Here is a 15413-nt window from a genome sequence, read left to right on the forward strand (position 1 = left end):
CGTTTGAACCCGCCTGCAGTTAAATTTTTGCCCTCGTTCTGAATTTCTCGCGCTGTATCCCCTCTACATTAAAAGCAGACCCGCCATGAGTGGCGGTGGGGCGTAGTAGACTGCGTCGGATTTATTTTTTAGTCGGGGAGTCCTATGTTAATCAGATCATTAGCTGAGCTGGATCGCATTCGTGACGAGTGCAAGGCCATGGTCACCAAGCGTTCAGCCGTATCGGCTGGTGCTGCGGCCATTCCGATACCGGGGCTGGACATCGGAACGGATGTGGCGCTGCTGGTTGAAATGCTGCCTGCCATCAACAGTAAATTCGGCCTGACCCCGCAGCAGATTGAACAAATGGACACGCGATCCAGGCGTCTTATCGTCGTCGCAGTCTCGGGCATCGGCAGTGAAGTCATCGGCAAATTCATCAGCCGAACACTGGTCATGTCGTTGGTCCGCAAAATGGGCACCAAGGTAGCCACCAAGTCGGTCATTCGGTTTGTGCCTTTTGTGGGGCAGGCGGTGGCCGCCACGATCAGCTTTGGTGTGATGAAAATGGTCGGCAACGGCCATATCGAGGACTGCTACCAAGTGTGCCGCGAAGCGCTGATTGCAGAGGCGCGTGAGTCCACGGTGATCGAAATCGGGCCTGATCCCTATCCTTGATTACCAGCTTATGCGTATACCCAACGTCCCGCTGATGGCCTCTAGGTTGCGCGAGTCGAGGTTGGCGCTGTAATCGGTGCTGCCATAGAGGCTGACGCTTGAGTTCAAACGCGCCACCACGCCTGCGCCAACATCCATGCTGCTGGCGCTGTGGTCGGTTTTGATCGCCTCAACAGTGTCAAAACTTGTGGCGTCGCGGCCTCCGAAACTGCGCCACAGGTTGGCACGCAGGTAAGGCTCGACGGGCACATTGTTGACACTGTAAGCCCCTTTCATGCGTGCGCCGACCCGGCCCTTCAGATAGTCCTGCGACTCGAAGCCTACTGTGGAAATGCCATCGCTGGCGTTGTCCATGGAGACCCTTTGTGCAATCAGCTGAGCTTGTGGTTCGATTTGCCAATGGCTGGACACGGCAATCGGGTAGCCCGTCTCCAGCGACAGACTAACGGCATGGCCATCCAGATCCAGTTTCACCCCGCGTTCAGAGCGCGTGCGCCCGTCCAAGCGAGTACCCATGGCCACGACATCCACGTACGCCGATTGCGGGGTGATCAGCGTCCAGTAGGCGCCCAGGCTGTCGCCGTCAAGGCGGATGTCACCCGCCTTGGCATTTTTAAACCCCAGATTGAAACCGCGCACATCACCGTCCAGTCGGGACTGACTGGCAAACAGGCCGACACGCTGACGCATACCGCTGTCTGATGTCCATGCATACACATCGTGTCCTATTTGATACCCGTTGATGGAGCCGTCAAAACTGGGGGCGACTGTACCGGACCAGCTCTGGCGCAAGTGACTGCCAAACGTGCGTGCCCAGCCTGCCGCAACGGCACCCTGTTCAGTCAGCAGACTTTGTTCACCCTGGCGATCATGAAAAGTGCCTATTGACGTTTGCGCCAGCAGGGCCGCTACAGGCGGTACCACAGCGTAGAGCGGCACCTCCTGACGATAAAGCGTAATGCTTTGCCCGGGCGCTGCGGTGGGCAGGGCTGGCGTGCCAACTGCTGCGACGGGCGCAGGGACAGGCGTGGGTTCAACTGGAGCCACAACAGGAGGAACCACGACGGGTGGACTTACAACAGGAGGAACCACGACGGGTGGACTCACTGGAGGCACCACAACTGGAGGCACCACCACAGGCGGTACAACGGCGGCAACCGCAGGTGGTGTCACGACGCTAGAGCGCAAAAACCAGCTGTTTTCACTTCCCGCCGTGATCCCTCCCTTGAACAGATAGTATTGATAAGCCCCGGCAGACAGTGATTGCCCCAGCGTGAATGCACCTGCGGTACTGGTAGCGCCTTGATTGGCTTGCACAACTTGAATGCCGTTTTGCGTGGTCAATGCCCCGGTTCCGCCCAAATTGGTGACATTCAGTGCGGTGCTGCCTGACATCTGGCCGCTCGCTACGATCAGTCGATCGGACTCTGCATTGTCGCCGGCCAGTACACTTTGTAATTTGATAATGGCGTTATTGCCGGAATAGTTACCATTGATCGTCAAGGTGTCGCCAGTGGAACTTCCGCTTCGGGTCAGGTCTATCAAGCCAGCATTATTGACGTTAACGTTCTGGCCCGCTGTGAAGGGCGAAATGACACCTGTGCTGGAGTCAATCTGGCTGCTGGCATCAATGTTCAGATTACCCGTGCTGCTGACGGTATCGCCCAATGTCAGGGTGTCATTAAGGGTCAGGTGGGAGCCTTCAGTCAGCGCTATCGTTTCCCAGTTGACATAACGTGCACCCGATTGCGGGTTGCTGTTGGCAAAGGTCAGCGAATCATTGCCCGGGCCGCCATCAATATGCGGCGTAGTCGACAGTAAGGTTTCGGGCAGATTGGACAACAGCCCGGTATCGTCGCCATCGCCCATCATCACAGCCCCCTCAAGCGTCCCGCCGTCCCGCCAGACAAAGGCGTCGTTGCCAAAACTCATTAGAATCTGGCCTCCCACGGTGCCTCCTGTCACGGTGACTTGATCGTTGCCACCGCTGACACTGATATTGCCGCCAATGGAGCCACCGGAGACGGTGATGGTGTCCAGCCCAAAACCGGTCACCAGATTGCCAATGATTTGGCCGCCCGACATATTAAAAATATTGTTGTCCAGCTTCATATCAACACGGCCAATACGCCCACCGGTCATTGTGGCCACATCGCCGTCCTCAAAAGCGCCGACAATAGTCCCGCCGGTCATCAGGAAGGTGTCGCGACCGTCACCTTGTGCCAGAGACCGGATCTGGCCTCCCGTCATGACGAAGTCATCTATGCCCGAGCCTTGGCTGACCGCCCCATCAATAAGACCGGCGTTAACCGTGATCTGGTCAGCACCGGGGCCGAAAGTTACCGGGCCTGTGATGGTGCCCGTACTGTTGCTGGGCAAGCTAAGGCTATTGTTGCCCTGCAAGTCAGTGAGTGACGCAGCACTACCGCTGTCACAGATATAGCTGTCATCTCCAGCAGTCGGGCTGAACGAGCACTGTGCATAGGCGTTTTGCAAGGCCAGGCTCAGAAGGGAAGTGGCGAATAACCTTAGGGCAGGGTGTTTAGGCATGATTGACATCCTGATTGCGGACATAAATAACATCACGGTTCACCCCTGCAGTGCCTGTCAGGCTCGACAGAGTTTGGATGGGTTATAAACTCAAAAACATCATGGCGTAAGTGTCATAAATGACAGGTTGTTGAGTGGCCTAAAGGGGCATTTACTTAGCGGTTGGGTTTGCCAAGTAACATTGAGTGACATTTTGAGACTTTAAATTGAGCGTATTTAAGTTTTAAACCGAACCTGCGCCTCCAGAGTCTCTCAAAGATTATGGGTGCCCAGAGAAGGAGAATGCGATGAAACGTTGTCGATCCAGACTTGCCTTGCTGCTGCTGGGGTTTGCCACAATAACGTGCGCAAACGCACAGAGTGATGTTCAGGTTGCGGCCTCACCGGACATCCAATGGGTGGCACAAGGCTCCACGCACGGCAACACCAACAACACACTGCGGCGAATCAATCCTAATAGCCGTCAAGGCAGCGTTCCTGCTACGCCGGTGCCCCCGGCGCCTTCGACCATGCCAAGAGTGAAAGCCCCGACCCTTGAGAATGGTGGGGTGGGCAATGGCTACCCGCGTAATCCGCCGCTGCCCGAGACCGTCAAACCGACTGCTCCGTCGCTGCAACCCCGGGACAATCGTTAATCGAATAAGGAACAGCTAATGCTGAGAAGAACTCTGTTGGCTGCGGTGTGTGCCACTTCACTGCTCAATGTTGCCTTTGCAGCTTCTGCCGACGGGCAGAAGTCGTTTTCTTCCGAGGCGGGGACCCTTACGGTGACGCCTGTGGTGGAGGGGCTAAATCATCCCTGGTCGGTGGCTTTTCTGCCCAATAACCAAGGCCTGTTAATCACTGAACGCCCAGGTCATCTGCGGGTGCTAAGCCCTGAAGGCAAACTCTCTGCGCCGTTGTCAGGCGTCCCGCAGGTGTGGGCTAAAGGGCAGGGGGGATTGCTTGATGTGGTCCTGTCGCCAGACTTTGCCAAAGATCGATTGGTGTATGTGTCATACGCAGAAGGTGGCGAAGGGGGGAAGGCCGGAACTGCGGTCGGCCGCGCTCGTTTATCGGATGATTTGACCGAGCTGGACAATTTTGAAGTGATATTTCGTCAAATACCCAAACTTTCTACGGGTAACCACTTTGGTTCTCGCCTGGTCTTCGATCGCGACGGCTATCTGTTTATCGCCCTTGGCGAGAATAATCAGCGGCCCACGTCCCAGGACCTCGACAAGTTGCAGGGCAAAATTGTGCGTATTTTCCCCGATGGACGAATTCCACCCGACAACCCTTTTGTAGGGCAGACAGGAGTCCGGCCGGAAATCTGGTCATACGGGCATCGTAATCAACAAGGTGCGACGTTGAATCCGTGGACAGGCACGCTCTGGACCCATGAGCATGGCCCCAAGGGCGGTGATGAAATCAACTTGATTGAGCGCGGCAAAAACTATGGCTGGCCGCTGGCGACTCATGGCATTGATTATTCTTCCCAGCCCATTCCCGAGGCCAAGGGCAAGACACTGGAAGGCACCGTCGTTCCCCATCACGTCTGGAATAAATCGCCGGGCATCAGCGGCATGGCGTTCTACGATGCAGACCGCTTCAAGCCTTGGCAACACAACCTGTTTATTGGCGCTCTGGCCGATAAAGACCTGATACGTCTACAGCTCGATGGCGACAAGGTGGTGCATGAGGAGCGCTTGTTAGGTGGGTTGAACGCGCGTATTCGCGACGTCCGCCAAGGGCCTGACGGGTATTTGTATGTCTTGACCGATGAGCAGGATGGCGTGCTTTACCGCGTGGGCCTGCAATAGCGGGCTGACTGCTTGTGCTAGCCGTGAACCCCTTTCAAAGTCCCTGCTGCAAGGCTGGATCATCGGGGTTCATTTGTTCGAGTTGTGCCAGTAATACCTGCACGTTCTGTATCTGCCCGGTTTCTTTCCAGTAGCGGATCAGCAGAATGCGGGCCTTGCGATTGGCGGGTTGTCGTTGCAACAGCTCTTCAAGTTGGCGTTGTGCCGCTTCCAATTGTTCGAGGTCGTGCAGGGCAACCGCCAGTTTGTAACGGTAGTCACTGTTGTCAGGTTCCAGCTCCACGGCCTTGGCCAGGCCGAGCAGCGCGTATTCAGTCTGGCCGTGGTTATGCAGCCATACTCCAAGGGCATGTTGCAGATAAGCCGAATCCGGGTGCGCCTGCAGTTGCTTGGCCAACAATTGCCGTGCTTGATCAGCCTGCCCGCGTTTATCCAGCAACTCTATTTGTGCCACCACTGCGCGCAGGTTATCCGGCTCAAGGGCTGTGACTTTCTCCAGCGCTGCCTGAGCCTGATCCAGTTGCCCTTCATGCAGATACAAACGGGCAAGTTGGCCTTGCGCCTGAGCGTCGTCCGGGCGGGTAGTGAGGTCGCGCTCATACTCGTCGACGACTTGCTGCAACGGGCCGAAGTACAGGCCTTGTTCATCGGCCGACAAACCCAGCAAGGCATTGGCTGCCGCAAATCGTACGCTTTGTTCAGGGTCCTCCAGTAACGGGCCAAGCAGCAGTGTGCGTTGAGCATTGGGCACCAGACCGGCAATGCTTTGAATCGCCGCCTGACGCACTAAAGGTGAAGGGTTGAGCAGGTCGGCATCTGCCAGCTTCAAGGCTTGAGGGCTTGGGTAGTTAGGCAGTTCAGCATGCAAGCTGGCGCGGCGGATATCGGAGAGGTCAGTGCGGGCCAACTGCTGATACAAGACCCGCGCAGCGCCGGGCTGCCCGTTATGGGCTTGTTCAAGCGCAGCCGAATAGCTGTGGCCAGTGGTGGCGGGCGCTACCGTTGGGGCGGAGCGCATTCCATACCAGAGGCCGCCTGCGATCAGTGCAGACATCAGGCTGACAAACAGGTAACGGCGAGGCTGAGCCATGCAATATCCAGAAACAAGCGAGCGTATGAGCTGCAAGATTGGGACAGTCTGCAGCTGGAGTCAAACGGCGGGGTGATTGCGGATGGATCCAGCTCGCAAAAAAAAGCCCCGCGACCGAATGAGCGCGGGGCAAAAAATTGGTTGGTTGCGGCCAACCAAAGGAGCTCTTGGAGACAGCGTTAAATCAGTGCGCGCGGGCCAGGGTCTCTTCCGTTTCTGGTTGCCAGCCGCCACCCAACGCTTTGTAAATGGCCACTACGCCGCGATACATTTCTACCTCGGCCTGTGCCTGACTGTCTTCAGCGGCCAAACGCTCACGCTGGGCATCGAGCAAGACTAAAAAGTCCACTGTGCCTTCGCGGTAACGTATCGCTGCCAAGTCAGCGGCGGTGCGGCTCGATTCACTTTGACGAATCAACGACACCAGACGTTGCTGGCGTTTGCCATAGTCACTGAAGGCGTTGTCAGATTCCTCAAGCGCTAAAAGTACTTGCTGCTCGTAACTGGCCAGTGCGCCTTCGGCTTCGGCATCGGCGCCACGCAATCGTGCGCGTACACTGCCCAGATCAAAAGCGGGCCAGGTAATGCGCGGCCCCAGTGCCCAGGCATTGGCTGCCGCCGAACCGATTTGTGACCCGCGTCCGGCGGTAAACCCCAGAAATCCGCTCAAACTGACCCGTGGGAACAAATCGGCTTTGGCCACGCCGATACGAGCCGTGGCCGCTGCCAGTTTGCGTTCGGCGCTCATGATGTCCGGTCGCCGCTGCAACAGGTCGCCGGGGTTGCCAATGTTCAACGCTTTGGCAATGGCGGGCAGTTGTTTAGGGCTCAAATCAACGTTCAGTTGTTCAGGTCGCTGGCCCAATAGCGTGGCGATACGATTGCGCTCGCGCACTTGCTCGGCTTGCAACTGTGGCACGCTGGCTTCAACCGAAGCCAAGCGGGCGTCAGCACGCACCACGTCCAGTTGATCGCCCACGCCCGCATCGCGCAGGCTTTCAGTGATGGCCTTGGAGTCCTGCTGGTTTTTCAGGTTGTCCAGGGCGATGCGTTCACGCAGTTGGGCGCCGCGCAGTTCGCCGTAAGCATCCACCAGTTCCGCAATCATGGTGACTTGCAGTTGGTACAGATCCGCCGCTGCGGCCTGTTCATCAGCGTCGCTGGCTTCCAGTTCGCGCTGGATACGGCCAAACAGGTCGATCTCCCACGCCATATCCAGACCCAGGTCATAGCGCTCACTGTTGACACGCTTTTCGGTCTGGCCCGGTATCTGTCCTTTGCCAATATCACTGCTGGCACGGCTGGTAATAGTCGGCATGGCGTCGTTACTGACGTCATCGCGAATGGCCCGTGCTGCACGTAAGCGGGCAAACGCCACACGCAGCTCGCGGTTACCGTTGAGCGACTGTGTGACCAACTGATTGAGCGTCGGGTCGTCAAACTGCTGCCACCAGATGCCTTCAAAGTGCGCGCGGTCAAACCCCTTCAAATACTCGGCATTGACCTGTGCCGGTGGGGTGTCCGGAGTTTTGTAGTCCGGGCCAACGGCGCAAGCACTCAAAGCCAGCACCAACAGGCTCGGCATAAAGACTTTCAAGCTCATTGCTGCGACTCCAACTTCAGGTGTTTGGCTGCTTTACGCGCTTCACTGCGCTCCACATAGCGGCGAATCAATACATAGAACACCGGTGTCAGCAGCAGGCCGAAGAAGGTCACCCCGAGCATCCCGGAGAACACCGCAACACCCATGGCGTGGCGCATTTCTGAGCCAGCACCGCTGGAGAGCACCAAAGGCACCACACCCATGATGAAGGCGAACGAGGTCATCAGAATCGGCCGCAGACGCAGGCGGCAGGCTTCCAGTACCGCAGCCAGCGGGTCGAGGCCCTCTGCCTGTTTGTCCTTGGCGAACTCCACAATCAGAATGGCGTTCTTGCATGCCAACCCCACCAGAACGATCAAGCCAATCTGAGTGAAGATGTTGTTGTCACCGCCCGAGAGAATCACCCCGGTAATTGCCGAGAGCAGCGTCATCGGGACGATCAGGATCACCGCCAGTGGCAGGCTCCAGCTTTCGTATTGAGCGGCCAGTACCAGAAACGCCAGCAACACACACAGCGGGAACACAAACAACGCGGTATTGCCCGACAGGATTTGCTGGTAGGTCAGCTCAGTCCATTCGTAGGTCATGCCGTTGGGCAGTTCTTCTTTCAGCAGTTTTTCCATTGCCGCTTCGGCTTGGCCCGAGCTGTAACCCGGTGCAGCGCCGCCGTTGATTTCAGCGGTGACAAACCCGTTGTAGTGCATCACACGGTCGGGGCCTGCGGTGTCGCTGACCTTGATAAAGGTCGCCAGCGGGATCATTTCACCTTTGTTGTTACGCACTTTCAGTTGGCCAATCTGCTCAGGTTCCAGACGGAATTGCTGCTCAGCTTGAACGTTTACCTGATAAGTACGTCCGAAGCGGTTGAAATCGTTGGCATAAAGCGACCCCAGGTAAATCTGCAAGGTGTCGAAAATGTCGCTGATCGCCACGCCGTGGGTCTTGGCCTTTTCACGGTCGATAGCGGCATCGACTTGCGGCACGTTGACCTGATAGCTGGTAAACAACCCGGCCAGTTCCGGCACGTCATGGCTCTTGGCAATTACGTTCTGGACTTCTTTGTACAGCTCGTCATAGCCCAGACCGCCACGGTCTTCGACTTGCAAACGGAACCCGCCAATGGTGCCCAAGCCTTGTACCGGCGGCGGCGGGAAGATAGCGATATAGGCTTCTTGAATATCGGCAAATTCCCCATTCAGTGTGGCGGCAATGGCGGCAGCGGATTGACTCGGGTCTTTACGCTCTTCAAACGATTTCAGTGCGACAAAGACAATGCCGCTGTTGGGGCTGTTGGTGAACCCGTTGATCGACAGGCCGGGGAAGGCAATCGAATTGGCTACACCAGGCTGTTTAAGTGCCAGCTCTGACATGCGCTTGATCACGCTTTCAGTACGATCCAGGCTGGCCGCATCCGGAAGTTGGGCAAAGGCCACCAGGTATTGTTTGTCTTGCGGGGGCACAAAACCGGTCGGAGTGTGAGCAAACCCGGCCCACGTCAGCACCATCAGGCCTGCGTAAATCAGCATGGCGATCCCGCTGCCACGAATGATGCGACGCACCGTACCGACATACCCGTTACTGGCTTTGACGAAGAAACGGTTGAACGGGCCAAACAGCCAGCTGCCGAACAGGCGGTCGAGAAGTTTGGTGAAGCGGTCTTTGGGGGCGTGATGGCCTTTAAGCAATACCGCGGCCAGCGCCGGAGACAACGTCAGCGAGTTGAAGGCAGAGATCACTGTCGAGATGGCAATGGTCAATGCGAACTGCTTATAGAACTGACCTGTCAGGCCCGAGATAAAGGCGGCCGGGATGAACACCGCACACAGCACCAATGCCGTGGCAATAATCGGCCCGGTCACTTCTCGCATCGCGCGCTTGGTCGCATCGACGGGGTTGAGCCCCAGTTCGATATTTCGCTCGACGTTCTCCACCACTACGATCGCATCGTCCACCACGATACCAATCGCCAATACCAGGCCGAACAGCGACAGGGCGTTGAGCGAGAAGCCGAACATATGCATCACCGCAAACGTACCGATCAGCGATACAGGCACGGCCACCAGCGGAATAATCGAAGCGCGCCAGGTCTGCAGGAACAGGATCACAACCAGCACAACCAGAATCAGGGCTTCAAACAGGGTATGAACCACCGCTTCAATGGAGCCACGGACGAAGATGGTAGGGTCGTATGCAATCTGGTAGTCCATCCCTTCCGGGAAACTCTTCTTCAGTTCGGCCATTTTGGCGCGAACGTCGTTAGAGATTTGGATCGCATTGGAGCCGGGGCGCTGGAAGATTGGAAGTGCCACGGCCGGCTGGTTGTCCAGCAAAGAACGTAACGCGTACTGGCTGGAGCCCAGCTCAACCCTGGCAATGTCTTTGAGGCGCGTGATTTGGCCATCATCGCCGGAGCGGATGATGATGTTTTCGAACTCCTCTTCAGTGACCAGACGGCCCTGGGTGTTGACCGACAACTGGAAGCTGGAAGCGTTGGGTGCCGGCGGTGAGCCCAGAGCACCGGCGGCGACCTGACGGTTTTGCTCACGGATAGCCGTGACCACGTCGGTAGCTGTCAGGTTGCGCGATGCGGTTTTGTTGGGATCGAGCCATACCCGCAGTGAGTAGTCGCCCATGCCGAACATTTGCACATCACCGATACCGTCCAGGCGCGCCAGTTCGTCCTTGATATTGAGAATGGCGTAGTTGGACAGGTAGAGCATGTCGTAACGCTGATCCGGCGAGGTCAAGTGCACAACCATGGTCAGGTCGGGCGAAGCTTTGTCCACCGTAATACCGATGCGCGTCACTTCCTCCGGCAACTTGGGCTGTGTCCGCGTCACGCGGTTCTGTACCTGCACCTGAGCATTGTCAAGGTCAGTGCCCAACGCAAAGGTGATGGTCAGGGTTATTTTGCCGTCAGCGGTGGATTGCGAAGACATGTACAGCATGTTTTCCACGCCGGTAATCGCTTGTTCCAGGGGCGCGGCAACGGTATCGCCAATCACCTTGGGGTTGGCGCCGGGGAAGCTGGCACGCACTACCACGGTTGGCGGCACGACTTCGGGGTATTCACTGATGGGCAATTGGAACAGCGAAATGCCGCCCGCAATCAGAATCAGTAATGAAAGCACAGCCGCGAAAATCGGCCGCTGAATAAAGAACTGGGAAAAATTCATCGGAGTTGTCGTCCCTTAACCGCGCGGAGTCGCAACGCTGGCAAGCTTCGGCGCGTTGATGGCGGGCTTCACTTGTTGCAGGTTGCTGGCTTCCAGGGCTTGTCGTTGTTGCGCCAGTGCGGCGAGGGTTTGTTCGTTGGCCATCGGGATCACTTCAGGCGCTACCGGGGAGCCGGGGCGTACTTTCTGCAAGCCCTTGACGATGATGGTGTCGTTTTTGCTCAGGCCGCTGCGAACAATGCGCAGGCCCTCGATTTTTGGCCCCAGATCAACCGTGCGGTAGGTGGTTTTGTTGTCAGCATCCATCACCAATACAAACTTCTTGCCCAGATCGGTACCGACCGCTTCTTCATTGATCAAGACGGCCGAGTAAGTACCGCTGCCCACCAATTTCAGGCGTGCATACAGACCAGGCGTGAAGCTGCCATCGGCGTTGTCAAATACCGCGCGCCCCCGGATGGTGCCGGTTTGCGGGTTGACCCGGTTATCGACGAAGTTCATCTGACCGAGATGAGGATTACCTTCTTCGTTGGACAGGCCCAGATACACCGGAGTGGTCTGACCGCGTTGGCCCTGACGAGCGAGTTGCGAATACTTGAGGAATACGCGCTCGTCGGCGTCGAAGTAGGCGTAGACCTTGTCAGTCGAAACCACGCTGGTCAGAGGGGTGACATCAGCGGTGACGATGTTGCCGGCCGTGATTTCGGCACGGCTGACACGGCCACTGATGGGCGACGTCACACGGGTGAAGCTCAGGTTGAGCTTGGCCAGATCCAGTTGCGCCTGAATCGCTGCGACACCGGCGCGGGCTTCTTGAGCGGCAGTGGTACGCGAATCAGCCAGCTCTGCCGAGATGGCATTGCTTTGGCGCAGACGCTCGCCGCGCTGGGCTTCGTTTTCAGTACGGCTGGCGTTGGCGCGCGCTTGTTGCACCTGGGCTTCAAGCTGACGCACAGTGGCCTGGAAAGGCCGCGGGTCGATCTGGAACAGCACGTCGCCCTTTTTCACCAGGGCGCCCTCAGTAAAGGCGACCTGATCAATCTGGCCCGACACGCGCGGACGTATTTCAACTGTTTCCGGCGCTTCAAGGCGCCCTGTGAATTCGTCCCATTCGTTGACCGGCTGTTCCAGTACTTTGGCCACACTGACTTTGGCTGCGGGAGCAGGAGCAGTCGCTTGTGGGGTTTTGCCGCATGCGCTCATCACCACGATGGCCAAAGCCGCCAGTGGGAAGCGCAAATGTTTCAGTGACTGTTCCATGAGGGGTGCATCCGCCAATTTGTTGAGATGGGCGGATAATGCTGGCGCGCGTACTGGCAAACGAATCGAACCCAGCAAAGGTTATTATCACTGGGAATGATAGAAAGTCGAAGCGAGCCGTCTAGCGTGAGGCTTTGGTTAGCAGGCTATCAATTAATTGTGAGAATTGAGGCTATCGGAAGACGCTTATTCAGTCACAAAAAACAACGAATAAGTACCCCTGACAAAGCAGGTTGAATGGTTAGGTTGGCCCAATTATTGTGCCAAGCAGGTCATGTATTTATGCCTTCCCTACACCGTCATACGCCTTCACTGATTGCTTTCGACCCTCGGGGTGCCACAGTGCGTTCGGTGGCTTACCACCGGCTGCGCAGTGAAGACTCGCCAACCGCTCACATCACCCGCAATGTGTGGAGTGCCACTGGCTACTTGCTCCAACAATGGGATCCGCGTTTTTACGCACTGCAGGTGGGTGACCCTGCTGTGCGTCCTAACATGAGCCACTGTTACAGTCTTTCCGGGGTCGCTTTGCGCACTGACTCCATTGACGCCGGGCGCAGCGTGGCGCTGTTTGGTTGTGGTGGGCAACCCCTTGAGCGCTGGGACAGTCGAGGCGCCCGCACACGTCATGAATATGATTCATTGCTCAGGCCGATTGCGTTATTTGAGCAGGCCAGTGAGGACTTGCAGGAGCGTTGCGCGGAGCGTTTAACCTACGGTGCCAGGACGCCTGAGCACGCGGCACACAATCGCTGTGGACGGCTGACTCGTCATGACGATACGGCGGGTTGCGTGATTTACGATCATTACGCTCTCTCGGGAAGCATTACGGGTGAGTCCCGACGTTTTGCTCAGGTGCCCGGTGAAGTCAATTGGTCAAAGGTGCAGAGCTTGCGCGAGCACGCATTGAAACCCGAGCGCTTTTTCAGTAGCTGGCAATACGATGCCTTGGGCGCCGTGCGTGAGCAGACCGATGCCAGAGGTAATCGTCACCTGTCGCAATACGGCCAGGAAGGTGAGCTGACTCATCTCTCGCTGCTGCTCAAGAGCGGTAAGCGCAAAGTTGTGGTGGACCGCCGGGTCTATAACGCTTTGGGCCTTGTGACCTTGGAGCGAGCCGGCAACGGCATGATCACGGAGGTCAGTTACAACGAGGCTGATGGCAGCGTGCGCCGGCTGGCAAGCTACCGTTCCGAGCGCCGGGAGCATGCCCTGCAAGACCTTACCTATGGCTATGACCGGGTTGGCAATGTGTGCAGCATCAGTGACGCTGCCCAGGCCACCACCTGGACCAGCAATGCCAAGGTCAACGCCACAAGCCTGTTCGAGTACGACACCCTGTACCAGTTGACCCACGCCACCGGGCGCGAAAATGCGCAGCACAACGGTGGTTCACGACTGCCTGAATGGGTAATGCTAGGTGCTGCGCAACGTAATCTGTGGCGAAACTACACGCGCCAATATCAGTACGACGGCAGCGGTAATCTCTTGCAAATGCGACATATTCCCTCGGTAGGGCAGGGTTACACCCAGCAGATGCGAGTGGCCCTGAACAGTAATCGAAGCGTCCTTTACACAGCGAACCCAATCTCGGGTAGTGGTTTTGATCGTTGTGGTAATCAGCAAATGCTGGCACAGGGCCAAAGCATGAGCTGGAACGTGCGTAATCAACTCACACAGGTCAACCAAGTGCTTCGTGACGACGGCGAACATGACCTGGAGACCTATGCTTACGATGCCAGCGGGCTGCGTGTCCTCAAATGCCGGTCGAGCAAGGCCATGAACCTGACCCATACGCGTGAAGTGATCTATTTGCCAGGGCTTGAGTTGCGCCGTGACCATGCGCTGGGTCAGTGGCTCACGGTCTTGTCAGTGGACACCGGGCGAGCGACGGTCAAAGCGTTGCAATGGGAGAAGGGCAGGCCCCGAGGCGTAGAGGATGAGCAACTCCGATTCTGCCTGTCGGACCCCCTCGGCAGTTGTTCGCTGGAGCTCGATGAGCATGCTGCGCTGCTCAGTCAGGAAGGGTATTACCCCTTTGGTGCCACTGCCTGGTGGGCGGCGAAAAATGCCATTGAAGTGACATTCAAGACCCTTCGCTATTCGGGCAAAGAGCGGGATGCAACGGGGCTCTACTACTACGGTTTCAGATACTACGCGCCTTGGTTGCAGCGCTGGATAAGCCCAGACCCCGGGTGCGATATCAATGGGCTGAATCTTTATGCGATGGTGAACAATAATCCGATGACCCTGCATGACAGGGACGGGCTTCAGGGATTTCCCATGGCGCAACGCCTACTCGTGGGGCTTGCTTATGTTCCGTTGCTGGCAGGGCTGGGAGCGGCCTTGGGCTGGGCAGTGGCTGATGTACCTGTAATCGGAGCAAGCTTGGGTGTCTTGCTCGGGGTGAGCCTTGTGGCTTTTTTGATTCATGACCGCTACCTGAGGGAAAACAGGCGCGCTTTGTTTAATTCCCCTGACGCCAGACAACGAAGAGTGGCCAAGTGGTTGTCCGAAACGGCTGTAGACATTGCCGAGTCTCGTGGCCTGACCCATGAAGAGACCAACCGGCTGGTCAATTTTTTTTATCAACAACAACGCGATGAAGAAAAATTATCGATTCAGTCACACACAACAGCAACCGGCAAAATTTACGGTTTTATTGGCCCTGCGAGCTCCCAAGAGCGCTTAAACCAATTGATTGAGCTTGAAAGGCCGGTGGGTAAAGAGCTGCGTCAGCTGGGTTATAGCCACATTTTACTGCGCGAGCCTGCTCGAGAAGCGATGGTCCAAGGCTCAGCTGAAGGCGGCCTAAGCCGATTTGATGTCCAGGGTTCCACTGCATTGGCGAAGCGAAAAGTGACGAAAGAAAGCAGTGCTCCTGCAAGTACTCACAGGCTGGCTGTGGCTACAGGCTCAACTGCTTCGTCTATGACTATCGATACGTCCAGCATTGCGAACCGCATGGAAGGTCTTGAAGGTCGCAGCATCGCTATCACGCTGGGTCACCTGAGCGAAGGGCGAATGGCGGCGGTGCACTGGCATAAACACCGCGACGGTGGTGCTGAATTGTGGTCTGCGGATCTTCATGGGTTTCCAGGTGCCGGTAAGCGGCGCGGTGCATTTCGATTGATCCTTGAACGTATCAATGCTCGTAACTACCGAGTGGCCTACATAAGCGATCCCCACTGAGAGTGATCTCTGGCCGTCGCTCCGGAGCAGTGCGGGCCTGCTGTTAATGCAGGCCCGCTCATCAGCTATGAGCAGCACGCGCA

At 56.9% G+C, this 15413-nt stretch carries 9 protein-coding genes; 4 read left to right on the plus strand and 5 right to left on the minus strand.

Features of this window, described 5'->3' with window-relative positions; genetic code table 11:
• The first annotated feature begins 144 nt into the window (after positions 1–144).
• Positions 145–657, plus strand: a complete 513-nt coding sequence (locus EQV93_RS19090; RefSeq protein ID WP_122785950.1) for a hypothetical protein — start codon at positions 145–147, stop codon at positions 655–657.
• Here the strand turns inward: EQV93_RS19090 and EQV93_RS19095 are convergent, their stop codons facing one another.
• The gene (locus EQV93_RS19095) at positions 658–3207 is read right to left on the minus strand and encodes an autotransporter family protein (RefSeq protein ID WP_240892183.1); all 2550 of its coding nucleotides are present in this window, start codon (positions 3205–3207) and stop codon (positions 658–660) included. It abuts the gene before it with no gap.
• 287 nt (positions 3208–3494) lie between these two features.
• Here EQV93_RS19095 and EQV93_RS19100 point away from each other — a divergent pair, with 287 nt between their 5' ends.
• Both EQV93_RS19100 and EQV93_RS19105 read left to right on the plus strand, forming a co-directional pair.
• Positions 3495–3842: a hypothetical protein gene (locus EQV93_RS19100; RefSeq protein ID WP_240892184.1), complete on the plus strand. Its 348-nt coding sequence runs from the start codon at positions 3495–3497 to the stop codon at positions 3840–3842.
• Between the two features lie 18 nt (positions 3843–3860).
• The gene (locus tag EQV93_RS19105) at positions 3861–5009 is read left to right on the plus strand and encodes a PQQ-dependent sugar dehydrogenase (protein WP_240892185.1); all 1149 of its coding nucleotides are present in this window, start codon (positions 3861–3863) and stop codon (positions 5007–5009) included.
• Positions 5010–5043: 34 nt separating this feature from the next.
• On the opposite strand, the gene EQV93_RS19110 is transcribed toward EQV93_RS19105, so the two are convergent.
• The 4 genes from EQV93_RS19110 to mexE all read right to left on the minus strand — a co-directional run bounded on the left by EQV93_RS19110 (position 5044) and on the right by mexE (position 12138).
• Positions 5044–6099, minus strand: coding sequence for a tetratricopeptide repeat protein (locus tag EQV93_RS19110; RefSeq protein ID WP_122785953.1), 1056 nt, complete (start codon positions 6097–6099; stop codon positions 5044–5046).
• Between the two features lie 184 nt (positions 6100–6283).
• Positions 6284–7702, minus strand: coding sequence for an efflux transporter outer membrane subunit (locus EQV93_RS19115; protein ID WP_122785954.1), 1419 nt, complete (start codon positions 7700–7702; stop codon positions 6284–6286).
• Positions 7699–10878, minus strand: coding sequence for an efflux RND transporter permease subunit (locus tag EQV93_RS19120; RefSeq protein WP_122785955.1), 3180 nt, complete (start codon positions 10876–10878; stop codon positions 7699–7701). Before EQV93_RS19120 ends, EQV93_RS19115 begins: the two co-directional genes overlap by 4 nt.
• Positions 10879–10893: 15 nt before the next feature.
• Positions 10894–12138 (minus strand): multidrug efflux RND transporter periplasmic adaptor subunit MexE, encoded by a 1245-nt coding sequence (gene mexE, locus EQV93_RS19125; protein WP_122785956.1) that lies wholly within the window; start codon positions 12136–12138, stop codon positions 10894–10896.
• A 282-nt stretch (positions 12139–12420) separates the two neighbouring features.
• Between mexE and EQV93_RS19130 the strand changes: the two genes are divergently transcribed.
• Complete coding sequence (locus tag EQV93_RS19130; protein WP_240892186.1) at positions 12421–15330, plus strand: RHS repeat domain-containing protein; 2910 nt, start codon at positions 12421–12423, stop codon at positions 15328–15330.
• Positions 15331–15413: the final 83 nt, after the last annotated feature.

The organism is Pseudomonas sp. TMW22091 (assembly GCF_022496705.1).
Taxonomy (GTDB): Bacteria; Pseudomonadota; Gammaproteobacteria; order Pseudomonadales; family Pseudomonadaceae; genus Aquipseudomonas; species Aquipseudomonas saxonica.

Bases quoted from the DNA above. Each gene is read 5' to 3' on its own strand.
- EQV93_RS19095 (WP_240892183.1), bottom strand. From the start codon at position 3,207: ATGCCTAAACACCCTGCCCTAAGGTTATTCGCCACTTCCCTTCTGAGC.
- EQV93_RS19110 (WP_122785953.1), bottom strand. From the start codon at position 6,099: ATGGCTCAGCCTCGCCGTTACCTGTTTGTCAGCCTGATGTCTGCACTG.
- mexE (WP_122785956.1), bottom strand. From the start codon at position 12,138: ATGGAACAGTCACTGAAACATTTGCGCTTCCCACTGGCGGCTTTGGCC.
- EQV93_RS19130 (WP_240892186.1), top strand. From the start codon at position 12,421: ATGCCTTCCCTACACCGTCATACGCCTTCACTGATTGCTTTCGACCCT.
- EQV93_RS19105 (WP_240892185.1), top strand. From the start codon at position 3,861: ATGCTGAGAAGAACTCTGTTGGCTGCGGTGTGTGCCACTTCACTGCTC.
- EQV93_RS19120 (WP_122785955.1), bottom strand. From the start codon at position 10,878: ATGAATTTTTCCCAGTTCTTTATTCAGCGGCCGATTTTCGCGGCTGTG.
- EQV93_RS19090 (WP_122785950.1), top strand. From the start codon at position 145: ATGTTAATCAGATCATTAGCTGAGCTGGATCGCATTCGTGACGAGTGC.
- EQV93_RS19115 (WP_122785954.1), bottom strand. From the start codon at position 7,702: ATGAGCTTGAAAGTCTTTATGCCGAGCCTGTTGGTGCTGGCTTTGAGT.
- EQV93_RS19100 (WP_240892184.1), top strand. From the start codon at position 3,495: ATGAAACGTTGTCGATCCAGACTTGCCTTGCTGCTGCTGGGGTTTGCC.